Raw genomic sequence first — 23,381 nt, 5'->3', positions numbered from 1 at the left:
TTAGCCCCGGGCGATCCGTTTGTCAGCGTAGGACCGGCGATTATTCGCCGAGCGCTTCCGTAAGGCCTCTCACGTGCTCGGCGCCTTCGACGATCTGTGTTGTCGATGGTTCGAGCACATCGCCGAGAGGCTCGGCCCGGCCGCCAAGGCATTCGGACAGGAAGTTTTCAGCGATGCCGAAGAACGCGATGTTGTTCGCCGGCTTGGCAAAACCATGTCCTTCATCGGGATAGAGGACGTAGGTAACGGGAATGCCTGCTTCCTTCATCGCGCCGACGATCTGGTCGCTTTCGGCCTGCTTCACGCGCGGATCGTTGGCGCCCTGAGCGATCAGCAGCGGCTTGGTGATCTGATCCGCCTTGTAGAGCGGGCTTGCGGCTTTGAGCAGCGCGAGGCCTTCCTCCGTGTTGGGATCGCCCATCCGCTCGTGGAAGAGCTTCACCAAGGGCGCCCAGTAAGGCGGGATGGTTTCGAGCAGCGTTTCCAGATTGGACGGCCCGACGATGTCGACGCCGCAAGCGAACTTGTCCGGCGTAAAGGTGAGGCCTGCGAGCGTTGCATAGCCGCCATAGGAACCGCCCATGATCGCGACCTGATCCGCGCCCGTAATACCTTCGGAAATGGCCCAATCGGTCGCATCGATCAGGTCATCGTGCATCTTCAGGCCCCATTGCTTGTTTCCGGCATTGAGGAAGTCCTTGCCGAAGCCTGTCGAGCCGCGGAAATTGGTGCTCAGCACTGCATAGCCGCGATTGGCGAGCATCTGGTGCGCCGAGTTGAACCCGTAATCGTCACGCGCCCATGGACCGCCATGTACGAGCAGCACCATCGGAACCGCCTCGTCGGGCCGGCCATCGCCATCGGAATCCGAGCCAGGCGGAAGGGTGAGGTAGGATGGCAATGTCAGTCCATCCCTGCTGGTGATCTCGACCGGATGCATCGGTTGAAGCGGTGCGCCTTCAAGCTCCGGACGGCTTGTATAGAACGGCGTCAGCGTGCTTGCCGCGCGATCATAGATATAGGTCGCGCTCGGCGCGGTCAGCGGGTCGTTCCAGACGATCCAGGTCTGGTCGTCATCAGTGCGGCTGGAAATGCCGAACTCACCGTCCAGCCGTTCATCGAGCCAGTCCATCGAAGCCTTGAGTTCGGGATCGATCGCTACCCATTCGTTCTGAAGATAATTGACCGAATATGCTTCGACCTCGCCGGTTTTCGGATCGCGGATCGTGCCGCCCAGATCGGCCTTGTCATCCTCGGCGATCATTGTCTTTTCACCCGTCGCAGTGTCCTGTGCATAGAGCGCTGCGGTGTTCCGCCCGCGGCTGTCGATCCAGTAAAGGGTCGAGCCATCGGTGGTGTAGCCAGCGGGGCTGGTGGTTAGCGAATCCTCCATGGCGGTCGCTTCGGACGGGGTTTGGGCAACCACATTGTCGGTCACTTCGAAATAGTCGGTGCCGCCTTCCGCGTTCTGGCGGAACGCCATGCGTACGGTCAGCGTGTCGTCGGCCATGAACCCGGCATAGCCATTGTTTTCGAGCAGCAGCTCGGTCTCACCCGTTTCGAGGTTCAGCAGGTGGACATCGTGGAATTGCGGATTGCGGTTGTTGAGACCGATGAGGATCCGGTCCTTGATCGTTTCGGACGAGCCGACGATCTGCACGCGCGTATTTTCGAAGGGCGTAAGGGTCGTTTCCTCACCGCTTTCGACGTCGATCTTGTAGAGCAGGAAGTTCTCGTCGCCGCCCTTGTCCTGAATGTACATCACCGCGCTGGAATCGGGTGACCAGAAATGCTGCCGGATCGGGCGGTCGGTGGAGTTGGTAACGGCTTTTGCTGCGTCGGGATTGTCTGCGGGAGCGATGTAGATGTTGAGCACATCGTCCTTCGGCGCGAGCCAGCTCAGCCACTCGCCGTCCGGGCTCAAACGGCCCTGTGCTTTGGTTGGATTTCCAAACAGCGCTTCACGCGGGATGAGCGGGGCGGCTTCGGCGGTGGATGTCATTGAGGCTCCGTCTTGGGCAGATGAATTCGAACTGTTGTCAGCCGACAAAATGGCCGGGACAGTCAGTGCGCTCGCCGCGACAGATGCGGCGAGTATGCGGGAAGCTTTCGAAAGTTTCGGCATTGCTGTGATACACTCCAAACAGGCCTGCGAATTCAGGGTGAACTGCTGGAGGTATACCTACATGTCCGTTCCGGCGCTGCAAGTGTTGAAGGCAATTCGTTAAAGCGCAGGGTTGGCGTAGTAATGCCAGGTGAAGATAGCCATCGCGCCCCTGTGCGGGGACCACCTTTCACCGATTTCGCGCGCTTCCTTTTCCTTGGGCCGTTCTTGGAGTTCCAGCAGTCTTTTCACGCCCTCCTGAACCGCCAGGTCACCGGCGGGCCAGATGTCGCCGCGGCCTTCTGCAAACAGCAGGTAGATCTCCGCCGACCAGCGGCCGATCCCCTTGATCCTGGTCAGTTCCTCGATCGCGGCTTCGTCGCCCGCAGGGAGAGAGTGAAAGTCGATTTCACCAGCATCCACCAGCTCGCAAAGGCTCCGGGCGTAGCCCTGTTTCTGGCGCGACAGGCCGCATGCACGCAGCGTGTCGAAATCGCGCTTGAGGAGATCGGCTGGCGCAAATCCTTCGCCCAGCTCAGCCTCCAGCTTGTTCCACATCGAGCTTGCAGCGGCGACCGAAACCTGCTGGCCGACAATCGTGCGCAGCAAAGTCATGTGCCCGCGATCCCTCACCCGCGGTTCGGGATAGCCAACGCGCTGCAGCGCTGCGGCGATCTTTGCATCGTCGCTCGCCAGTTCGTCCAGCCCGTGTTTGATCTGCTCCGCTGTCAGCCCCACTCATAATTTCCTTAGCTTGCGTTGGAATTCGGAACGTCCTAGCAGCGCGGCTGTTTTATCGATAGCGCGCTGTCTTGCGCTCAACCCGTGTCAAAGAGGAATTCGGATCCATGCCAAAGCTGGTCGTCACCAATCGCGAAGGCGAAACGAGCGAGATCGAAGTCGAAGACGGCCTGACGGTGATGGAAGCCATTCGCGACAACGGGTTCGATGAGCTTCTGGCGCTGTGCGGTGGATGCTGCTCCTGTGCGACATGCCACATCCACATCGATGACGGCGCGACCGACAAGCTGCCGCCGATGAGTGAAGACGAAGACGACCTGCTCGAATCGTCCGAGCATCGCAAAGAGAATTCGCGCCTGTCCTGCCAGATCCCGTTCACGCCTGAGCTTGACGGGCTGAAGGTAACTATCGCCGAAGAAGATTAATGTTGTTTGCGGGGGCGGGGCGAAGGCTCTAAATCCCGGCCATGAACATTACCCAACCTTTCGGCGATCCGCTCGCCCTTATTGGAAATACCCCGCTGGTGCGCCTTGCCGGGCCGAGCGAGGCGGCTGGCTGCGACATCTGGGGAAAGTGCGAGTTTGCCAATCCGGGTTCATCGGTGAAGGATCGCGCTGCGCTTTACATGATCCGCGATGCGGAAGAACGCGGCGAGCTCAAACCCGGCGGGACCGTGATCGAAGGAACCGCAGGCAATACCGGCATCGGCATAGCTCTGGTTGCCAACGCGCTCGGGTACAAGACCATCATCGTCATGCCCGACAACCAGTCCAAGGAAAAGATGGACACGCTGCGGGCACTCGGCGCGCAGCTCGTGCTCGTGCCGCCCACAAAATATGCCGATCCTGCGCATTTCCAGCATGTCTCGCGCCGGATGGCGGAAGAGACCGAAGGCGCGATCTGGGCGGGTCAATTCGACAACGTCGCCAATCGCAAGGCGCATATCGAGGGGACCGCACAGGAATTGTGGGAGCAGACCGGCGGCAGGATAGACGGCTTCACTTGCGCTGCGGGAACGGGCGGCACGATCGCCGGGGTCGGCATGGGGCTCAAGGAGAAGAACGAGAACGTCCGCATCGCTCTCACCGATCCGCACGGTGCGGCGCTCTACAACTATTACGCGCACGGCGAACTCAAGGGCGAGGGATCGTCGGTCGCCGAAGGGATCGGGCAGGGCCGGATAACCGCCAACCTCGAAGGCGCACCGATCGATACGCAGTTCCGCATTTCCGACGAGGATGGTCTCGTCTGGGTCGAGCATCTCCTCCGCAAGGAAGGGCTGTGCCTGGGACTGTCATCGGGCATCAACGTTGCCGGAGCGATCGCGCTGGGCAAGCAATTGGTCGCGGAAGGTCGGGAAAAGCCGCAGGTCGCGACCATCCTTTGCGACACCGGCTTCCGCTATCTTTCGACGCTGTACAACGCCGAATGGTTGGCCTCGAAAGACCTGCCGGTTTTCGACTGGCTGGTACAGGACGCGGCCGCCTGATAGTCTGCGGCCATGGCAGACAAGAACTTACTTGGACGCGCGAACGGTGAAAAATCGGCGCAAGGCTTTCCGCCCGAAGGCGCTCCGCTCGGGGGAACGCGCGCCGAGGCGATCCAGCGTCTGCAAATCGGCTTTTTCGGACTTTTTGCGATGGTTCTGCTGGTCGGGCTGGCGAGCATCATTGGCGGGCAGGCCGAACTGAACGACCAGACCGCCGTGCCCGAGGCCGCGCCGACCACCGAGCCGACCGAGGCGGCCCCGCAGCGCGATCCGCTTGTCGATGCGGGGGTCGTCCCCGATATCCCGGCCGAGCCTTCTCCGGATACAGAGGAGAGCGGCGAGGGCGGCGCTGGCTCGGGAGCTCAGCCGGAAAGCTCCGCTCCGCCGGGCGATGTGGAATTCCCCTAGTGCGCTCTCGGTGCAGAATGTCAGCGATGGCGATCCTCATCGCCGTGCAGTGCAGCCTTTCGGGATGTGAAGCGCGAACTGCCGAGGCCGAACCAGTTGAGCAGCCGGGTTCCCTCGACTTCGCGGACAAACCTCGCCTCGGATTGATGACGAGCTTGCCGCTCTACTGGCCACTTGGGGCCGGTCTAGGCGAAATCCTCAAGGCGGAAGCGCCGGTGTCGCATCAGCGTGAGGTGATCGAGGCGCAGTTCGAGCTGCTTCCGCTGGATACCCTTTCGCCTATTGCCGGCCTTACCGAAAGCGATCCCGAGATCGATCCGCTGGAGGGGCTTGAGAAGCTTGCGATCGTTCAGCCGCGCGGCTTGTCCCCGGCGGACAATGTCGCTTTGGATGAATGGGTGACGGCGGGCGGCAAGTTGCTGCTTGTGCTCGATCCCATGTTGACCGCGCATCACGATCTGCCGCTCGGCGATCCTCGGCGCCCGGTCGATATTGCATTGATCCCTCCGGTGGTCGCCCGGTGGGGCCTCGAGATCACTTTCGACGACAATCAGCCCACGGCGCCGCGCACCGTTGCCATGGACGACACGCAGTTTTCCGTCGCTCTCGCAGGCAAGGTCGGCCTGCGGGAAGAGGGCGCAAATGAATGCGAGATATTGGCCGACGCTGTCGTCGCGCGGTGCCGGATCGGTGAAGGGCAAGTCGTCCTGATCGCAGATGCCCTCATCTTCGAAGGCCATGCGGATCACGAGCATGCGCAAAAGGAACCGAACGGATTGGGCGATGTCATGGACTTCACCTTCGGACAGATCTCATCGGGGAAAAGTGGGGACGGCCTTTCCTGATAGCGACTCCGGCAAGGGACTCGGGCGGGATATTTGGGGAAACGGCACGATTTCAGCGCGTTCCTGCGGGAAATTACGGATTGAGAGAGGCCTTTAAGGTCATAGGAGCAGCGGTATCCAATCGTAAAAAATGCTATAAATCAGTATTTTAACGTTTAATCCCTAGATCTCCCGTAAAAATCCCTTTCATCCCGCTCGTATCCCCGATATTACCGGGTTCCATCAAACATATCTGTTTGCCCCGCGTCACCTTGGTCGGTTGGCGCGTCGTGACCGCTCGCGCGGTGGCGGCGACGGGGAAGGTGTGTCTGGTGCGGCGGCTATTTCAAGGAGGAGTGGCCGGTCAGGGATAAGGGGATTGGGAAGCGTGTCTGCGCTTGGGACATACAGTGGTAAAGCCTATTCGCCCGCTGGCGATAAGGGCCGCTTTGTTCTGCCCCCTGCGTTTCGCAAAGCGGTCAAGGAAGGCTCCGGCGGCAGCAAGACGCTGTGCCTGGCCGCACACGAGAAATTCGATTGCCTGATCGGTTTCGGCCTTTCGCGGATCGATGAGCTCCACAAACAGCTCGACCGCGAAGAAGAGCGCGCGATCCGGATGAACCTCGCCGAATTCGACCGCGATATCCGCGCCCAGCAGCTCTTCGGCTTCGAACAGCTTCCCTTCGACGATAGCGGCCGCTTCGTGATGCCCGATCACCTGCGCGATCTCGGCAAGGTGGGCGACGGTCTTTACTACCACGGGGCGGGCGAGTTTTTCTTCGTCTGGAACCCCGAAGAACTGGCGCGCATGGATAAGAGTTTCCGCGGAGCGCAGGTCACCTGCGCCAGCATGGTCAAGGAAGCCGCGGCAAAAGCCGCCAAGAAAGGGGGCGGCAAATCATGAGCGCGCCTCACGTGCCTGTCCTGCTTGACGAAGTAATCGCCGCTATCGATCCGCGAGCCGGCATGGAAATCATCGACGCGACCTTTGGCGCGGGCGGTTACACGGCCGCGCTGCTCGAAGGCGGCGCGCGCGTGTATGCGTTCGATCGCGATCCGAATGCGATCCGCGACGGTGCGGCCATGGCCGAGAAGAGCGACGGTCGGCTCTCGCTCCACGCAGAACGTTTCTCGCGCATGCGCGAAGAAATGGAGCGCATCGGAGTGCCGCAGGTCGATGCCGTGGTGATGGATATCGGCGTATCGTCGATGCAGCTCGATCAGGAAGAGCGCGGGTTCGCGTTTTCCAGCGACGGGCCGCTCGACATGCGGATGAGCCAGGAAGGCGAGAGCGCGGCGGACTTCCTCAACACCGCCGACGAAGCGGCGATCGCGGACGTGCTTTACCAATACGGAGAGGAGCGGCAGTCGCGCCGCGTTGCTCGTGCAATCGTCGCTGCGCGTCCGCTGGAAACGACCGGCGAACTAGCCCGCGTCGTGCGCAAGGCTCTCGGTCACAAGCCCCACGACAAGAAAGACCCTGCAACTCGGACATTCCAGGCGGTTCGCATCCACGTGAATGATGAACTGGGCGAGCTGAAAGCAGGATTGCTCGCGGCAGAGGCGCTCCTGAAAGAAGGCGGTGTGCTCGCGGTGGTGAGTTTTCACAGCCTCGAGGATCGCATCGTCAAACGCTTCCTTAAAGAAGCATCCGGTGCGGGCCGTGCTGTGTCGCGGCATCTCCCCGGCGAGGTGCCTGGGCCTGCCCCGGTATTTACGAAGGTTTCCAAGGCGATCCGCCCGTCCGAGGCGGAGATCGACCGCAATCCGCGCGCGCGCTCATCCACGCTGCGCCACGCCATCCGCACCGCCGCACCAGCAAGGGACTTGGCAGCATGATCGTTACCCGCACTCAGATTCGCTCGCTCGGTTGGGCTGCTGTTCTCGCGGTGTGCCTCGGGCTGTTCGTGCTTCTCAGCCTGCGCGTTCACGCGGTGAAGAGCGAGGTGCTGCTCGCCGAACGCCAGATCGTCTCGCTCGAACGCCAGACCAAATTGCTTGAAACGGAATTCGAAACCCGCGCGAGCCAGCGGCAGCTTGCCAACTGGAATTCGGTCGAATTCGGTTTCGAAGCGCCGCGGGCGGATCAATATCTCGAAGGCGAACGCCAGCTTGCCAGTCTTGGCGAACCCCTCGGGCCAGACGCACCGCGTCAGATCCGCGTTGCGCGCGCCGATGTATCGGATGCCCCGGGAGCCGAACCGCAGGTTCGTGAAATGGTGTCCCCAATTACCGGCGCGCCGATTACCCTCGCCGCCGCTTCGAGCGATGAAGACGCCAGCACTGTTTTCGCCAGCGCCTTTGGCGATTTCCTGATTGAAGCTTCTCCGATCCGCGCCGCGAATGCGCGCACGGCGGCGAGCTCCGGACTTGTCGGTGATGCGGCAAGAGTCCGCGAATGAATGCTCTCAGTCCGCAATTTGGATTAGCTTTCGCAGAACAACCGCAGACCGCGCCGGGCGCTTCGACGCGTCCTCCGCTGAAGGCTGTGCAAGGACCGGCGATCCCGGTCGGACGCATTCAGCTGGTGCAGCTGCGCTTTCAATCGCTGCTCACCGCGCGGATGCGAATACTCTTCATCGCTGCGATCTTCACCGCTGTCGCGGCTGCGGCCTTGCTGAGGATCACGTGGCTTGGTTTTGCAGGCTCTGCGCCGACGCATTCGAGCCTTGCCGACCGGCTGCTGCCACCGCGCGGGGAGATAACCGATCGAAACGGCGCGCCGCTCGCCAGAGCTTTCCCCGCCTATGCGCTGTGGTTCGATCCCAAGGCGATGGGCGATGGCGGTGATCCGCTGGTGGCGGAGCCTGCGGAAGTGGCAGCAGAGCTCGCCGCGATCTTTCCCGACATGGACGAGACGGAAACGGCAGAGCGGCTCACTAGCGGGCGCGCGGGCTATCTGCGCCGCCGGGTGCTGCCCGAAGACGCCAACCGCGTGTTCGAGCTGGGAGAGATTGCGTTGCAGTTCCCGCAGGAGGCGGACCGCCATTATCCGCAGGGCTCGCTCGCCGCGCATGTGCTCGGCTATGTTGTCGAACAGCAGGGCGGCAAGATCGGGATGGAAGAAGTGCTCGAAGAGCGGCTGTCCGATCCGGAACTGCGCGGCGATCCGGTGGCGCTGTCGATCGATGTCCGCGTGCAGGGCGCGCTCGAAGATGAGCTGCGGCGCGGGATGCTCGCCACCGACGCGCTGGGCGCGGCAGGCATCGTGCTCGACGTCGACACCGGCGAGATCATGGCGATGGCCTCGCTCCCCGAATTCGATCCCAACGTGGTCGGTGCGGATGGCGCGCCCAACGTCTTCAACCGCGCAACCAACGGGCTTTATGAACTTGGTTCGACCTTCAAGCCGCTGACGGTGGCTGCTGCGATCGATGCCGGCGTGGTGCGCAATCTCGGGCGCGATTGGGATGCGACCACGGTCGAGGTCGGCAACCGGCGTATTCGCGATCTCAAGCCCAAGGGTGATCTTCTCAACGTGCCGCAGGCGCTGATCTATTCGTCGAACACGGTCACCGCGCGGGTCGCCGACAAGCTCGGTACGGAACGGCTCCAGCAAATGCTGGTTGATCTCAACATGAATCAAAGGCCGTTTATCGAGCTGCCCGCACGCGGCAAACCGCTATGGCCTCAGAACCCCGATAACCGGCACACGAACATGGTGATCGGTTATGGTCACTCGCTCGCGGTCACGCCGCTGCATCTGGCGAACGCCTATGCGGCGATGGTCAATGGCGGCATCTGGCGCCCGGCGACATTGCACAAGCTTGATGCAAGCGATGTTCCGCGCGGCAAGCGGGTGTTCAAGGCATCGACCTCGGCGCGCATGCGGCAGATGCTGCGCATGATCTCGATCTACGGTACGGGCCGCAGCGCCGATGCGCCGGGCTTCCGGGTTGGCGGCAAGACCGGCTCGGCTGAGAAGCCGGGCAAGGGCGGGTACAGCCGCCGGAAGATCATTTCCACCTTCGCCGCCGCTTTCCCGATGGATCGCCCGCGCTTCGTGGTCGTGGCCATGATCGATGAGCCGCGCGGTACGGTTGCGAGCTCGTTCCAGCGCACCGCGGCCTTCAACGCCGCGCCGGTGGTTGGGCGCTTGGTGCCGCGTATCGGCCCGATGCTGGGGGTCCGCCCCGATGCAAACCGCGATGTCGATATTTCGGACCTTCGCTATCTGGTCGAGAAGGACCAATGAAGCTCGCGCAGCTCATCAAGGGTGCGGGTCTGGCGTCGCAGGGATCGGCGGAGGACATCCGCGTGACGGGCTTCGCTATCGACCATCGCAAAGTCGCGCCCGGCACCGTGTTCGGCGCATTCCAAGGCACGAACTTCAATGCTGAGGACTTCATCCCCGCCGCTATCGAAGCCGGTGCGGTCGCCGTGGTTGCGCGGCCTGAAGCGCAGGTTTCCGGCGCCATCCACATCGCAGCGAGCGAGCCGCGGCGCGCGTTTGCCAACCTTGCCGCGGGTTTCTTCACTCCCGTGCCCGAAACCATCGTTGCGGTCACCGGTACCAACGGGAAGACATCGACCGCTGAAATGACCCGCCAGATCTGGCGCATGTGCGGAGAACGCGCGGCGAGTATCGGCACGCTTGGCGTTACGACGCCCGATGGCAGCGTATCGACCGGGCTGACAACGCCTGACATCGTGACGTTTCTGTCGAATATGAGCGGGCTGGCGCGCGAAGGTGTGACCCATGTCGCTTACGAAGCGTCAAGCCACGGCCTCTCGCAATTCCGCAATGAGGGTTTGCCGGTCACCGCCTGCGCCTTTACCAATTTCAGCCGCGACCACCTCGATTATCATGGCACGATGGAAGAGTATTTCGCCGCCAAGATGCGCTTGTTCGGAGAGGTGGTGAACGACGGTGCGCCGGCGATCATATGGACCGGCGACGATGCTAATGAATGGACTGACAAGGCGCTGAGCCATGCCAAAGAGCGCGGTCTCGATGTGTTGACGGTCGGTGCGAAAGGCGATTTCCTGCGCCTCACCGCGCGCGAGGCGACGCAGCTCGGGCAGACGCTGACCATCGAGCATGGCGGCGAAAGCCAGACAATCAAGCTGCCCCTGATCGGAGCATACCAGGCTGCGAATGCGCTGGTTTCCGCAGGGCTCGCTCTCGCCACCGGTTCCGACCCCGCGCAGGTTTTCGATGCGGTGGGCCGCTTGCAGCCGGTTCGCGGACGCTTGGAACGCGCGGTCATCAGCGCGAGCGGTGCGCCGGTCTATGTCGATTATGCGCACACTCCGGATGCGCTGGAAGCGGCGATCGTCGCACTGCGCCCGCATGTCAACGCCGATAAGGGCGGCAGACTTATCACGGTCTTCGGCGCGGGCGGGGATCGCGACCAGGGCAAGCGCGCGCCGATGGGGGGCGCAGCCTCTCGCAACGCAGATGTGGTGATCGTGACAGACGATAATCCGCGCGGCGAAGACCCCGCAGCTATTCGCAAGGCGGTGCTCTCAGGTGCGGACGGGAACGCTTCGGAAATCGGCGGGCGGCGCGATGCCATTGCCGCCGCGATCGAGCAGGCAGGGGAGCACGACATCATACTCATCGCAGGTAAGGGCCACGAAGAGGGTCAGATAATCGGTTCGGGAGACGATATGCGGGTCTTGCCCTTCAACGACGTGCAAGTCGCACGTGAATGCTCGGCTGAAATCGCCGCAGGCGGCGCTGCATGAGCGCGGCGCAGGCGCTGTTGCGGGCATGGCCTGCTGATCCGCGCGACCAGCTGCCTTTGGCGCTATGGAGCGCCGCGGAAGTCGAAGCGGCGACGGACGGGAGAGCGAGCCACGCTTTCCGTGCATCCGGCGTCGAAATGGACTCTCGTGATGTGCGGCCTGGCGACATTTTCGTCGCGCTGAAAGGCGAGGCCATGGACGGGCATAAGTTCGTCGACGCTGCCTTTGCGAAAGGCGCGGTTGCGGCGATTGTCGATCGCCCCATCGATTATCCGCATGTGCTCGTTAAAGATACGACAAAGGCGCTGCACGATCTCGCGCACGCCGCGCGAGAGCGCTCGTCTGCCGTTCGGATCGCCATCACCGGATCGGTCGGCAAAACCGGGGTGAAGGAAGCGATCTTCACCAGCCTCGACCGGTCGAGCCGCGGCGCCGCGCATCGCAGCGTTCGCAGCTACAACAACCATGTCGGTGTCCCGCTGAGCCTCGCACGGCTTCCCTCGCGCGCCAAATTCGGCGTGTTCGAAATGGGCATGAACCACGCGGGCGAGATCGCTCCGCTGGCGGATCATGTGCGGCCCAATGTCGCACTTATCACCACGATTGCGCCGGTTCATATCGAGCATCTCGGTAGTGAAGAGGCGATCGCCGATGAGAAGGCGCAGATTTTCACGGGCCTTGTTGAGGGCGGCACCGCCATCATCCCAGCCGACAATGCGCATACGCCGCGGCTGATCGATCATGCCAAGGCGCTCGGCTTCAATTTCGTGACTTTCGGCCGCAGCGCCGATGCCGATGTGCGGCTGCTCGATGCTATCCCGAGCGCGCATGGCGGGTCGTTAGTGACTGCCGAGCTCGGCGACCGCCGCGTCTGCTACACCGTGGCCGAGCCGGGCGAGCACTGGATCGACAATTCGCTCGGCGTGATGGCGGCGGTCCGCGCTGCCGGCGGCGATCTCGCTGCGGCGGGACTGGCGCTCGCGGAGATGGGCGGCCTGAAAGGACGCGGGGCGCGCTTCGATATCGCGGTGCCCGGCGGGAAGGCGCTGATGCTCGATGAAAGCTACAACGCAAACCCCGCATCCATGCGCGCGACACTCAGGCAGCTGGGTCAGACGCCCGCGCATCGCAGGGTGGCAGTGCTCGGCACGATGGGGGAACTCGGAGACTTTTCGGCCCGGTTCCACCGGCAGCTCGCCGAACCGCTCGCCGACGCAAAGATCGACCATGCGATCCTGGTCGGCGACGAGATGCGTCACCTCGCTGCGGAATTGGGGAAAGCAGCCGCCGACCCGCTTGGCTTTGCACCGAGCTTCGCGCATTGCGAAGACAGCGCTCAGGCCATCGCGCAGCTCGAGCAATTCGGCTTGACCCATGGTGATGCGGTACTCGTCAAGGGCTCGAACTTCCTTGGTCTCGGCAAATTGGTGACACACTTTACGAACGCCTCGGGCTAAGCGGGGCGAAGGACCTGGATGCTCTATCTACTCGCTGAATGGCTGGGCTTCGAAGGGGCACTCAACCTCGTGCGCTATCAGACGTTCCGCTTCGGCGCGACGTTGATGACGGCGCTGATCTTCGGGCTCATCATCGGGCCGCGCTTCATCAACATGCTGCGCGTGCGTCAGGGCAAGGGGCAGCCAATTCGCGAAGACGGGCCGCAGAGCCACCTCGCCAAACGCGGCACGCCGACCATGGGCGGGCTGATGATATTGATCGCTCTCACATTTGCGCTGCTGCTGTGGATGGATTTGCGCAGCCCGTTTGTATGGGCATGTCTCGCGGTCACGATCGGTTTCGGGTTCATCGGATTTCTCGACGATTACGACAAGGTTTCGAAGAACAGCCATGCAGGGCTTTCCGGCAAGGTGCGCCTGCTGTTCGAATTCATCGTGGCAGGCATCGCTTCGTACCTGATCGTCAGCCAGATCAGCACGAACCTTTACGTACCGTTTTTCTCCGACGTCGAAATCCCGCTGGGGCCCTTCTATTATGTGTTTGCCGCCTTTGTAATCGTCGGCGCGGGCAATGCGGTGAATCTGACTGACGGGCTGGATGGCCTTGCGATCATGCCGGTGATCATCGCGGCAGGCACCTTCGCGCTGATCGCTTATCTGGTTGGCCGGGTCGACTATTCCGAATATCTCGGCATTCCGCATGTCGAAGGGGCAGGCGAACTGGCAGTGTTTGCCGCCGCGATCATGGGGGCGGGCCTCGCCTTCCTCTGGTTCAATGCGCCGCCGGCGGCGGTGTTCATGGGCGATACCGGCAGTCTCGCGCTCGGCGGAGCGCTTGGAGCTATCGCGGTTGCCAGTCATCACGAGGTGGTGCTCGCGATTGTCGGCGGTCTGTTCGTGCTCGAAGCGGTCTCGGTGATCGTGCAGGTGTTCTGGTTCAAGCGAACGGGGCGGCGCGTGTTCCGCATGGCGCCGATCCATCACCATTTCGAACAGCTCGGCTGGAGCGAAAGCAAGGTCGTCATCCGGTTCTGGATCATCGCCATCATCCTCGCGATGATCGGCCTCTCTACCTTGAAGCTGAGGTGAAGCGGCGACCGTGATCACCTCCTCCGCCTTTGCCGACAAACGCTACGCCGTGCTCGGCCTGGCGCGATCGGGTGCGGCAGCGGTCGAGGCACTGCTGGCAAGCGGAGCCGAGGTCACCGCCTGGGACCGTCAAGACGTAGCGCGCGAACCATTCGAGGGGCGCTGCACGCTTGCCGACCCGCTCGGGCTCGACCTCACCGGATATGACGGGATCGTCGTCTCCCCTGGTGTCCCGCTCAATACCCATCCAATCAAACCGCATGCCGGGAGATATGGCGTTCCCGTGATCGGTGACGTCGAACTGTTTGCCATGGCGCGCGGTGACCTGACCGAGCACAAGGTCGTCGGCGTGACAGGCACCAATGGCAAATCGACGACTGTCGCGCTGCTGCATCATATCCTCGAAATGGCAGGCATCCCCACAGTGCTGGGCGGCAATATAGGCGAGCCGATCCTTGCGCAGGAACCGCTTCAACCGAATGAGCAGGGCGTCGGCGTCTATGTTCTCGAACTGTCGAGCTATCAGATCGACCTGACGCGCTCGCTGGCGTGCGAGGCGGCGGCGCTCACCAACATCACGCCCGATCATCTCGACCGCTATGATGGCTTTGAGGATTACGCCTTTGCCAAGGGCCGTCTGTTCGCGATGCAGGGGTCGGGGCAATTTGCGGTGTTCGGCTCCACGGCGGAACCTGCTGGCGCGATCATGCGGGCCGAGCAGTCGCGCAGGCCGACGGGCCGCGCTGTCGCTGCAAATCTTGAACGCTTCGCCGAGATGCAGGCCGAGTGGCCGGGTCTGCAGGGGCCGCACAATCTCGAGAATGTGGCCGTCGCGGTTGCGCTCGCCGAAGAACTTGGCGTTACCGAAACGCAATGGCGCCACGCACTGCCCCGTTTCCGAAATCTTCCGCACCGGATGGAGATCGTGTGCGAAGAAGGCGGGGTGCTCTACATCAACGATAGCAAGGCGACGAATCCGGCATCGGCTGCGCCTGCGCTCGCCGCTTTTCCGCCAAAGCCGGACATTCGCGGCGGCGAGCGGCGGATTCACTGGATCGTGGGCGGGCTGGCCAAGGAGGAGGGGCTCGGTGAAACCGCCGATCATCTCCGCAATATCGCCGCCGCTTACACCGTCGGTGAAGCCGGGCCGATGTTCGCCGACCTTCTGTCTGACAAGATCCCCAATGTCGAACGCTGCGAGCTTGTGAGTGAAGCGGTCAGCCGTAGCCGCGCCGCCGCGCAGCCCGGCGACATCGTGCTGTTTTCGCCGGCCTGCGCCAGCTTCGACCAGTTCCGTGACTACGAAAAGCGCGGCGAGCACTTTCGACAGCTTGTCGGCGTGATGGCGGAAAACGTTGAATGCTCAGTCGACCCTGATGCGGTGAACGGGTCATGAGCGGCGCGGGCACTTTCGCCCCGACGCGCCCAGATAGCGCGGGCCGCGCAGGAATGGTGTCGCGGCGCGCGTGGAGCGAACATGCGCGCATTTGGTGGCGCGAAGTGGACAAGGGGCTGCTGCTGCTGGTCCTGCTTCTCATGGCGCTCGGCACGGTTGCGGTTGCTGCGGCAGCGCCCGCTGCGGCAGAACAGCTAGGCCGGCGCGGTGTCACGGTGAGCGAGTTCTACTACTTGCGCCAGCACGTGATGTGGCAGGCACTGGGCATTGTCGGGATGATCGGCGTGTCCTTCCTCGATCGGGACTCCGCGCGGAGGTTAGGCATTCTCGCTTTCGGTGGTTTCTTGTTCTTGCTGTTCCTAGTGCCGTTCATTGGCGTTGAAAAGAACGGCGCGCGGCGCTGGCTTGAATTCGGCATGTCCCTGCAGCCATCGGAGTTCCTGAAACCAGGCTTTGCGATCATGCTCGCGTGGATATTGTCGTGGCGTCTGCGGGATCAGAACCTTCCCGTGCTGACTTTCGTCACCGCGATCATGGCGCTGGTCGCTGGCCTGCTGATGATGCAGCCGAACCTGGGCGCGACGATCCTGTTTGGCGGAATCTGGTTCGTGCTGGTGCTGCTTGCTGGCGTTTCGATCCAGCGTATCGGCGCGCTGATCGGCCTCGGCCTCGTGTCGATTACGGCGGCCTATTTCTTCTATGACAATGCGCGCTACCGGATCGATTCATTCCTAGGCGGCGGGACCGCGTTCGACCAGGTGGACCTCGCACAGCGGACATTGTTGGCAGGCGGCTGGACAGGAAGCGGATTGTGGTTGGGCATCCGAAAAATGAACCTGCCGGAGGCGCACACCGATTATATCTTCTCGGTCGTCGGCGAGGAATTCGGGCTGTTAATGTGCGGGCTCATCGTGCTGGTGTATCTCGCGATCATCGGCAAGGCGCTCATGCGGCTGGTCGATGAAGACAATCTGTTCGCGCTGCTCGCGGGCGCGGGGCTGGTCACGCAAATCGGTGGTCAGGCGTTCATCAACATCCTGGTGAACCTGCAACTGTTCCCATCGAAGGGCATGACCTTGCCGCTAATCAGTTATGGCGGATCGTCTACGCTTGCCGTGTGTTTCACCATCGGGCTGCTTTTGGCGATCACTCGGCGAAACCCGTTTCTTGAACGGGAAAGCAGCGGATTGAAAGACTTGTTCGAGCGCCCGAAATCGGGCGCGAGGGAGGACCGAGCATGAGCGGTGAAACGAAACAGCATGTGCCCACCGGCGCAAGCCGCCATTTCGTGCTCGCAGCGGGCGGGACCGGCGGACACCTGATACCCGCTTTCGCGCTTGCCACCGAATTGCAGGCCCGCGGGCATCATGTCGCTCTTATAACCGATGCGCGCGGGGCTAACATTCCCGGCAAGCCCTCCGGACTCACAGCGCATGTCCTTCCCGCAGGCCGGTTCGGCAAGAACCCGCTGCAATGGTTCCGAGGCGCCAAGCTGGTCTGGGAAGGGCGCAATATGGCGCTCCGCCTGTTCGAAAGTTTCGAGCCTGCCGCCGTGATCGGTTTCGGTGGCTATCCGGCGCTGCCTGCGCTGCTCGCGGCGACCTCCGCCAACATCCCCACCGTGATCCATGAGCAGAACGCGGTGCTGGGCCGGGTCAACCGGTTGTTTGCAAGCCGGGTGGACGCGATCGCCACGTCCTATCCCGAAGTCGAACGCCTCGATGCCAAGCATCTCGATAAGGCTCACCTAGTCGGCAATCCGGTGCGCGAGGCGCTGCTTTCCCTGCGCGATGAGGAATTCCCGCCCTTTACAGAGGATGGTCTGCTGAGGGTACTTGTGACGGGCGGAAGCCAGGGGGCGAGCGTCCTTTCCGATGTGGTGCCCGATGGGTTGGCCATGCTGCCTCCCGCGATCCGCCAACGCCTGCAGGTCACGCAGCAATGCCGCAGCGAAGATGTCGACCGCGTGCGCGAACGTTACGCCAATCATGACATCCCCGCCGAGCTTGGCACCTATTTCGAAGATATGGACGATCGGCTGGCCGACACCCATTTATTCATCGGGCGAGCTGGCGCTTCGACCATCGCGGAACTCACCGCCGTCGGCCGACCGGGCATACTGGTTCCGCTGCCTATCGCGACCGACGACCACCAGGCGGTCAATACCCGCGAAATCACCAAGGCGGGCGGCGCGCGCATGATCCGGCAGGCGAAATTCACGCCGAAAGAACTGGCAAAGCAAATCCAAGCCATGGCGCAGAACCCGGCAAGCCTCGCAAACGCCGCCCACGGCGCGTGGAATTGCGGCCGCCCGCATGCAGCGCGCGACCTTGCCGATCTCGTCGAAAGCATGAGCGGCATCGATCTGATGGACGTCATCCGCGTCGGCGGAAACAATGCGCGCGGAGCGACACAGGGCGCTCCTGCTGGTCAGGGAACCACGAAAGACCGCGCAGCATGAAGGGTGTTCCCACCGATATTGGTGTCGTCCACTTCGTCGGCATCGGCGGGATCGGCATGTCCGGCATCGCCGAGGTCATGAACAACCTTGGCTACACGGTCCAGGGCAGCGACATTAAGGAGGGCCCGACCGTCGATCGGCTGCGAGAGCAGGGCATTTCGGTCAAGATCGGCCACGATGAGAAGAACGTCGAAGGGGCAGGCGTGGTCGTTACCTCAAGCGCCGTGCGCCGGACCAATCCCGAAGTTGCGCACGCGCTTGAGACCCGTACGCCGGTGGTGCGGCGGGCGGAGATGCTCGCCGAATTGATGCGGCTGAAATCGACGGTTGCGGTCGCGGGGACGCATGGGAAGACCACCACGACGAGCATGATCGCCAGCCTTCTTGATTGCGGAGGTATCGATCCGACGGTGATCAATGGCGGCATCATTGAGCAATACGGATCCAACGCGCGGCTTGGCGACAGCGACTGGATGGTGGTCGAGGCGGATGAAAGCGACGGCAGTTTTCTGAGGCTCGACGGGACCATCGCGGTCGTCACCAATATCGATCCCGAGCACCTGGATCACTACGGTGATTTCGACGGTGTGAAGAAGGCCTTCGTCGAATTCATTCACAATGTGCCGTTTTACGGCGCAGCGATCCTCTGTATCGACCACCCTGAAGTGCAGGCCGTGATCAGCCAGGTTCGCGACCGCAAGGTGCTGACCTACGGCTTTTCGCTGCAAGCGGACATTTGCGGGGTCAACATTCGCCCAAAGGATGGCGGCAACACGTTCGACGTCATCGTTCGCCAGCGCGGCGAAGAGGATCGCCGGATCGAAGGCGTCCACCTGCCGATGCCGGGCAAGCACAATGTCCAGAATGCGCTGGCGGCAATCGCGGTTTCGGTCGAGATGGGTTGCCCCGACGATGTGATCTGCAACGGCTTTGCGAGCTTCGGCGGGGTGCGCCGCCGGTTTACCAAGGTCGGTACAGTGCCATTCGACACGGGCGCTGCCACGATTATCGACGATTACGCGCACCACCCGGTCGAAATCAGCGCGGTGCTCGGCGCAGCGCGCGAACAGGTTGATGCCGCCGGCGCAGGAGGGCGGGTGATCGCTGTCGCGCAGCCGCACCGCTACACCCGGCTGAACGATCTGATGGACGACTTCCAGACCTGCTTCAATGACGCCGACATCGTCTACGTGACGCCGGTTTACGAAGCGGGAGAGGACCCGATCGAAGGCGCGGACGCAGCCGGGCTGGTATCCGGTCTCAAGTCGCGCGGGCACCGATCCGCGGCGACGATCGAGGATGAGAGTGACCTTGCGCGCACGCTCGCAGGCGAAATCGGCGCAGGTGACATGATTGTATGCCTCGGCGCGGGGGATATCACCCGGTGGGCCGCTGGCCTTGCGAGCGCAATCGACTCAGAACGGGGTGCATGAGCGATATGGTTCAACCCGGCGACTGGTTCGACAGAGACGATGGATCTGCACCGACCTGCGCGGTCGAGGGCGGAGTGGACGCGCCCGTGCCAATCGAGGGCATTCGCGGCGATCTGACCCGCGAAGCGCCGCTGAAAAAGCTGGTCTGGTTCAAAAGCGGAGGGGCGGCAGACTGGCTGTTCGAGCCCGCCGATCTCGGCGATCTGAGACTTTTCATGGAGCGGCTTGGCGGCTCGATGCCGGTCATGGCGCTTGGCCTCGGGTCCAATCTGATTATCCGCGACGGCGGCGTGCCGGGCATCGTGATCCGGTTGGGAAAACCGTTCTCCGAATGCGAGGTGACGGGCGAAAACACGCTTACCTGCGGGGCAGGGACACCCGGCATCCTCGCTGCATCGACTGCCCGCGATGCCGGAATTGCGGGTCTGGAATTCCTGCGCGGCATTCCGGGCACTGTCGGCGGGTTCGTGCGGATGAACGGCGGCGCCTATGGCCGCGAGGTTTCCGACATTCTGATCGACTGCGATGTCATCATGCCCGATGGTGAGCTGGTCACGCTCCCCAATGCCGATCTCCATTACACCTACCGCCACTCTGCTTTGCCCGATGGTGCGGTCGTCGTGTCCGCTCGGTTCGAAGGAACGCCGGGCAATCCCGACGAGATCGGCGCGGAAATGGACCGTATTGCCGAAGCCCGCGAAAACTCGCAGCCGCTGCGCACAAAGACGGGCGGATCGACCTTCAAGAACCCGGAAGGACAAAAAGCGTGGCAGCTGGTCGATGAGGCCGGGTGCCGCGGCATGACAAAGGGCGGCGCACAGGTGAGCGAGAAGCATACCAACTTCCTCATAAACACAGGCGAAGCAACCAGCGCCGATATCGAAGGGCTGGGCGAGGAAGTGCGCGAGCGCGTGTTCAAGAATTCCGGCATCGCGCTGGAATGGGAAATCCAACGGGTTGGCCGACCGTGAGCACCGACAACCCCCTCCACATCGCAGTCCTGTTGGGCGGCTGGGCGAATGAGCGCGAGGTATCGCTCATGTCCGGACATGGCGTTGCCGATGCGCTTGAAAGCCGGGGTCACCGCGTAACCCAGATTGATATGGACCGCGATGTTGCTGCGCGGATTGCGGAGGCTGCGCCCGATGTCGTCTTCAACGCGCTGCACGGCGTGCCGGGGGAAGATGGTACCGTGCAAGGCATGCTCGATCTCATGGGCATTCCTTACACCCATTCCGGGGTCGCGACTTCGGTGATTGCGATTGATAAGCAGCTCACCAAACAGGCGCTCGTCCCGCATGGCATCCCCATGCCCGGCGGGCGGATCGTACGCTCGGAGGACCTCTTCGAACGCGATCCAATGCCGCGTCCATATGTGCTTAAGCCGGTCAATGAAGGCTCATCGGTAGGTGTCGCCATCGTCACGGAAGAGAGCAATGCCGGCAACCCGATTGCCCGCGATGCGGCGGGTCCGTGGCAGGACTTCTCCGAGCTGCTCGCCGAGCCCTTCATCCGGGGGCGCGAACTGACGACCGCCGTGATCGACAGTGCGGACGGTCCGCGCGCGCTCGGTGTGACCGAGCTCATCATCGACAACGGCTTCTACGATTTCGAGCACAAATATACCGAAGGACGCACGCAGCACGTCTGCCCCGCAAACATCCCGGCGGAGATCGCGCGGCTGTGCGAACAATATGCTATCAAGGCCCACCAAGTCCTTGGCTGTCACGGCACGAGCCGGACCGATTACCGATGGGATGACGAGGCGGGTGAGGATGGGCTGTTCGTGCTCGAGACGAATACCCAGCCGGGCATGACCCCGCTAAGCCTCGTGCCGGAGCAGGCCAAGCATACGGGGATCGACTATCCGCAGCTATGCGAGATGATCGTACTCGAGGCACTACGGGTGCACGCCGCGAAAGGAGGGCATAATGGCTAGGATCAAGCGTTCCGGAAGCAAAGGCGTCCGCCGCGCAGCCAAATCGCAGGGTCGCGCCGCTGGAGCGCGCCGGGCCAAGGCCAAGACGACCGGGTTCGTTGACAGCGCGATGGGCATCTTGCCCTTTACCGAGGATCAGTGGAGCCGCATCTGGCTCGCCATCATCATCGGCGGCGCGGTTGCGCTCGCATGGGTGATCGCTAATCTCGCCGGGGTGCCCGCTATGGCGCAGGCACAGGTTGCACACATGGCCTCCGACGCCGGTTTCGAAGTGCGCCATGTGCGCGTGACCGGGACCGACCGGATGGACGAGCGCGAGGTTTACGCCCGCGCACTTGCACGGCGCGACCAGCCAATGCCGCAAGTCGATATCGAGCAGCTGCGCGCCGACCTGCTTGAACTGCCATGGGTTGCCGATGCGAGAGTTTCGGTGCAGCTGCCCGAAACGCTCGCCATCGACATCGTCGAGCGGGAACCGCACGCCGTGCTCGAACAGCCCGACAAGCTGATGCTGATCGATGCAGGCGGGCACGAGCTTGCGCCTATCTCGCGTGAGGCCGCTGCGGGCATGCTCAAGATTTCCGGGCCGGGTTCGGCCAAACAGGTTGGCAGTCTCGACCGTTTGCTCGCGGCAGCGCCCGCGCTTCAGCCGCAGGTCGTGTCCGCCGAGTGGATCGGCAATCGCCGCTGGAACGTGACGTTCAAGAGCGACCAAGTGCTTGCGCTTCCCGAAGGCGACGATGAAGCCGCCTCCGCGCTGGTCAAGTTCGCGCGGATGGACGGGCAGAACCGCCTGATCGGAGGCAAGGTCGCCAGTTTCGACATGCGCGATCCGCCGCGCATCTATATGCGCATTCCGGGGCGCGCAGATGCTGTGCAAACGCTTGCCGAGAACGCGCCCTGATGCCGAATTCCAGAACCGGCCCCCGCACCAAGACGCCGCCATCAAAAGCGCGGCTCGCCAAGGTTTTCGGTGCCGTCAATATTGGCAGCTTCCGCATCTCCGCCATGATCATGGGTGAGACCGAAACCGGAGACCTGCTCGTGCTCGGCTCCGGCCACCGGGCTAGTGCAGGGGTCAAGCGCGGATATGTCACCGACATGCGCGCGGCCACCTATGCCATTCGCGATGCGGTGGAGAGGGCGGAGAAAAGCGCAGGGCAAAGCGTGCAGAGCGTCTGGATCGCATGTTCGGGTGCGGGCCTCGAAAGCACGGTGTCCAAGGTCGAAATTGAAATCGGCGGGAGACGGATCGAAGAGGAAGATGTCGAGCACCTGCTGATCGCGGCTCGGGACACCATCCAACCCGACGGACGCACAGTATTGCACGCGCAGCCTGCCCATTACACGCTGGACGGCGCGCATGGTGTCGCCAATCCGCGCGGTCTCCATTCCGAACGGCTGGGAGTGGACGTGCACGTCATGCTTGCGGACGGCGCGCCTGTTCGCAATTTGATGGAAGCCGTTCAAAGCGCACACCTCGAAGTGGAGGGCGTTGTCGCAGCGCCGCTTGCCGCGGGATATGCGTGCCTCTCTGAAGAGGAGCGCGATTTGGGCGTTGCGCTTGTCGAGATCGGATCGGACGTGACCAATGTGTCTGTCTTTGCAGGCGGAATGCTGCTGGGCCTGCGCGCAGCCGCAATTGGCTCGGGCGACATCACTGATGCGGTCGCCAGCGCGTTCGGCATCCGCCGGTTCCAGGCCGAACGGCTGAAATGCGTCTCAGGCTCGGCAATCGCGAGTCCGAGCGATCACCGCGAGATGATCCCGGTCAACGGCCCCAACGACGGCTGGGAAGAGGGCAAGTCCGGCCCGGTCGCGCGCGGCGCCGACGACAAGAACCGTATCGCCCGCGCCGAACTTGTCTCCGTCGTGACTCAGCAGCTTTCCGAGCTCACGCGCGAAATCGGCAAATCGCTCAAGGAAATGGGTTTTTCAGGTTCGCGAGCCGGGCAGGTCGTACTGACAGGCGGCGGCGCGGAGCTGGCAGGTCTCGCCGAATTCACTCAGAGTGCGCTCGGCATGCCGGTGCGGATCGGGCGCGCGCCTTCCTTGACCGGTTTGCCAGAGGCTCATGCCACGCCGGGCTTCGCTACGCTGGCTGGCCTGTGCCTTTACGCCGCGGACGATCCTGTCGACATCCGCGCTATCGGGGGGCGGTACAACGAAGCGCACGGCTTCAGCCCATCTGCTCCCGGCACTTTCGCGGTGGGACGCCTGTTCCGCGCGCTCAAGGAATACTTTTGACGCGCGCTTACGTTCTACTGCGTGGGCAGAGCGGTGCCGGAGTGTTATAAACCACTGTGGATAAGGATTTCTGCGGTATACGGGCTTGATGACGTATGTGTC

The 23,381-nt window shown here is 62.7% G+C and carries 21 protein-coding genes; 19 read left to right on the top strand and 2 right to left on the bottom strand.

The window, feature by feature from the left end:
* Nucleotides 1-40: 40 nt before the first annotated feature.
* On the bottom strand, nucleotides 41-2,002 hold the full coding sequence (locus IB285_RS09610; RefSeq protein WP_190787965.1) for a S9 family peptidase: 1,962 nt from the start codon (nucleotides 2,000-2,002) through the stop codon (nucleotides 41-43).
* 222 nt (nucleotides 2,003-2,224) lie between these two features.
* Complete coding sequence (locus IB285_RS09605) at nucleotides 2,225-2,842, bottom strand: DNA-3-methyladenine glycosylase family protein (RefSeq protein ID WP_190787964.1); 618 nt, start codon at nucleotides 2,840-2,842, stop codon at nucleotides 2,225-2,227.
* A 110-nt stretch (nucleotides 2,843-2,952) separates the two neighbouring features.
* On the opposite strand from IB285_RS09605, the gene IB285_RS09600 reads away from it, so the two are divergent.
* From IB285_RS09600 to ftsA, 19 genes are all read left to right on the top strand, one after another.
* Complete coding sequence (locus IB285_RS09600) at nucleotides 2,953-3,270, top strand: 2Fe-2S iron-sulfur cluster-binding protein (protein ID WP_190787963.1); 318 nt, start codon at nucleotides 2,953-2,955, stop codon at nucleotides 3,268-3,270.
* Nucleotides 3,271-3,311: 41 nt separating this feature from the next.
* On the top strand, nucleotides 3,312-4,334 hold the full coding sequence (locus IB285_RS09595) for a cysteine synthase A (protein ID WP_190787962.1): 1,023 nt from the start codon (nucleotides 3,312-3,314) through the stop codon (nucleotides 4,332-4,334).
* Nucleotides 4,335-4,346: 12 nt separating this feature from the next.
* Nucleotides 4,347-4,742, top strand: coding sequence for a hypothetical protein (locus tag IB285_RS09590; protein ID WP_234033109.1), 396 nt, complete (start codon nucleotides 4,347-4,349; stop codon nucleotides 4,740-4,742).
* Between the two features lie 26 nt (nucleotides 4,743-4,768).
* Nucleotides 4,769-5,587 (top strand): hypothetical protein, encoded by an 819-nt coding sequence (locus IB285_RS09585; RefSeq protein WP_234033108.1) that lies wholly within the window; start codon nucleotides 4,769-4,771, stop codon nucleotides 5,585-5,587.
* 367 nt (nucleotides 5,588-5,954) lie between these two features.
* On the top strand, nucleotides 5,955-6,470 hold the full coding sequence (locus IB285_RS09580) for a division/cell wall cluster transcriptional repressor MraZ (protein WP_190787960.1): 516 nt from the start codon (nucleotides 5,955-5,957) through the stop codon (nucleotides 6,468-6,470).
* Nucleotides 6,467-7,405, top strand: coding sequence for a 16S rRNA (cytosine(1402)-N(4))-methyltransferase RsmH (gene rsmH / locus IB285_RS09575; protein WP_190787959.1), 939 nt, complete (start codon nucleotides 6,467-6,469; stop codon nucleotides 7,403-7,405). Before IB285_RS09580 ends, rsmH begins: the two co-directional genes overlap by 4 nt.
* The gene (locus IB285_RS09570) at nucleotides 7,402-7,968 is read left to right on the top strand and encodes a hypothetical protein (RefSeq protein WP_190787958.1); all 567 of its coding nucleotides are present in this window, start codon (nucleotides 7,402-7,404) and stop codon (nucleotides 7,966-7,968) included. Before rsmH ends, IB285_RS09570 begins: the two co-directional genes overlap by 4 nt.
* The gene (locus tag IB285_RS09565; RefSeq protein WP_190787957.1) at nucleotides 7,965-9,761 is read left to right on the top strand and encodes a peptidoglycan D,D-transpeptidase FtsI family protein; all 1,797 of its coding nucleotides are present in this window, start codon (nucleotides 7,965-7,967) and stop codon (nucleotides 9,759-9,761) included. Before IB285_RS09570 ends, IB285_RS09565 begins: the two co-directional genes overlap by 4 nt.
* Nucleotides 9,758-11,257: a UDP-N-acetylmuramoyl-L-alanyl-D-glutamate--2,6-diaminopimelate ligase gene (locus IB285_RS09560; RefSeq protein WP_190787956.1), complete on the top strand. Its 1,500-nt coding sequence runs from the start codon at nucleotides 9,758-9,760 to the stop codon at nucleotides 11,255-11,257. The genes IB285_RS09565 and IB285_RS09560 overlap by 4 nt, the downstream gene beginning before the upstream one ends.
* Nucleotides 11,254-12,714: a UDP-N-acetylmuramoyl-tripeptide--D-alanyl-D-alanine ligase gene (locus IB285_RS09555; RefSeq protein WP_190787955.1), complete on the top strand. Its 1,461-nt coding sequence runs from the start codon at nucleotides 11,254-11,256 to the stop codon at nucleotides 12,712-12,714. Before IB285_RS09560 ends, IB285_RS09555 begins: the two co-directional genes overlap by 4 nt.
* An 18-nt stretch (nucleotides 12,715-12,732) precedes the next feature.
* Complete coding sequence (gene mraY, locus IB285_RS09550; RefSeq protein WP_190787954.1) at nucleotides 12,733-13,803, top strand: phospho-N-acetylmuramoyl-pentapeptide-transferase; 1,071 nt, start codon at nucleotides 12,733-12,735, stop codon at nucleotides 13,801-13,803.
* 10 nt (nucleotides 13,804-13,813) lie between these two features.
* A complete protein-coding gene (gene murD / locus IB285_RS09545; protein WP_190787953.1) occupies nucleotides 13,814-15,199 on the top strand; it encodes a UDP-N-acetylmuramoyl-L-alanine--D-glutamate ligase in 1,386 nt (461 codons plus the stop codon).
* Nucleotides 15,196-16,440, top strand: coding sequence for an FtsW/RodA/SpoVE family cell cycle protein (locus IB285_RS09540; protein ID WP_190787952.1), 1,245 nt, complete (start codon nucleotides 15,196-15,198; stop codon nucleotides 16,438-16,440). Before murD ends, IB285_RS09540 begins: the two co-directional genes overlap by 4 nt.
* Nucleotides 16,437-17,660, top strand: a complete 1,224-nt coding sequence (murG, locus tag IB285_RS09535; RefSeq protein WP_190787951.1) for an undecaprenyldiphospho-muramoylpentapeptide beta-N-acetylglucosaminyltransferase — start codon at nucleotides 16,437-16,439, stop codon at nucleotides 17,658-17,660. Before IB285_RS09540 ends, murG begins: the two co-directional genes overlap by 4 nt.
* Entirely contained in the window at nucleotides 17,657-19,093 is a 1,437-nt protein-coding gene (murC, locus tag IB285_RS09530) for a UDP-N-acetylmuramate--L-alanine ligase (RefSeq protein WP_190787950.1), read from the top strand. The genes murG and murC overlap by 4 nt, the downstream gene beginning before the upstream one ends.
* Nucleotides 19,090-20,064: a UDP-N-acetylmuramate dehydrogenase gene (murB, locus tag IB285_RS09525; RefSeq protein WP_190787949.1), complete on the top strand. Its 975-nt coding sequence runs from the start codon at nucleotides 19,090-19,092 to the stop codon at nucleotides 20,062-20,064. Before murC ends, murB begins: the two co-directional genes overlap by 4 nt.
* Nucleotides 20,061-21,032 carry a D-alanine--D-alanine ligase gene (locus tag IB285_RS09520; protein WP_407925606.1) on the top strand — a complete coding sequence of 324 codons (972 nt, stop codon included), beginning with the start codon at nucleotides 20,061-20,063 and terminating at the stop codon, nucleotides 21,030-21,032. Before murB ends, IB285_RS09520 begins: the two co-directional genes overlap by 4 nt.
* The gene (locus IB285_RS09515) at nucleotides 21,025-21,936 is read left to right on the top strand and encodes a cell division protein FtsQ/DivIB (RefSeq protein WP_190787947.1); all 912 of its coding nucleotides are present in this window, start codon (nucleotides 21,025-21,027) and stop codon (nucleotides 21,934-21,936) included. The genes IB285_RS09520 and IB285_RS09515 overlap by 8 nt, the downstream gene beginning before the upstream one ends.
* Nucleotides 21,936-23,279: a cell division protein FtsA gene (ftsA, locus tag IB285_RS09510; RefSeq protein ID WP_190787946.1), complete on the top strand. Its 1,344-nt coding sequence runs from the start codon at nucleotides 21,936-21,938 to the stop codon at nucleotides 23,277-23,279. The genes IB285_RS09515 and ftsA overlap by 1 nt, the downstream gene beginning before the upstream one ends.
* Nucleotides 23,280-23,381 lie beyond the last annotated feature (102 nt).

This window comes from Erythrobacter rubeus, from assembly GCF_014705715.1.
GTDB lineage: Bacteria > Pseudomonadota > Alphaproteobacteria > Sphingomonadales > Sphingomonadaceae > Erythrobacter > Erythrobacter rubeus.
This window is presented reverse-complemented; position numbering and strand designations above follow the sequence as displayed.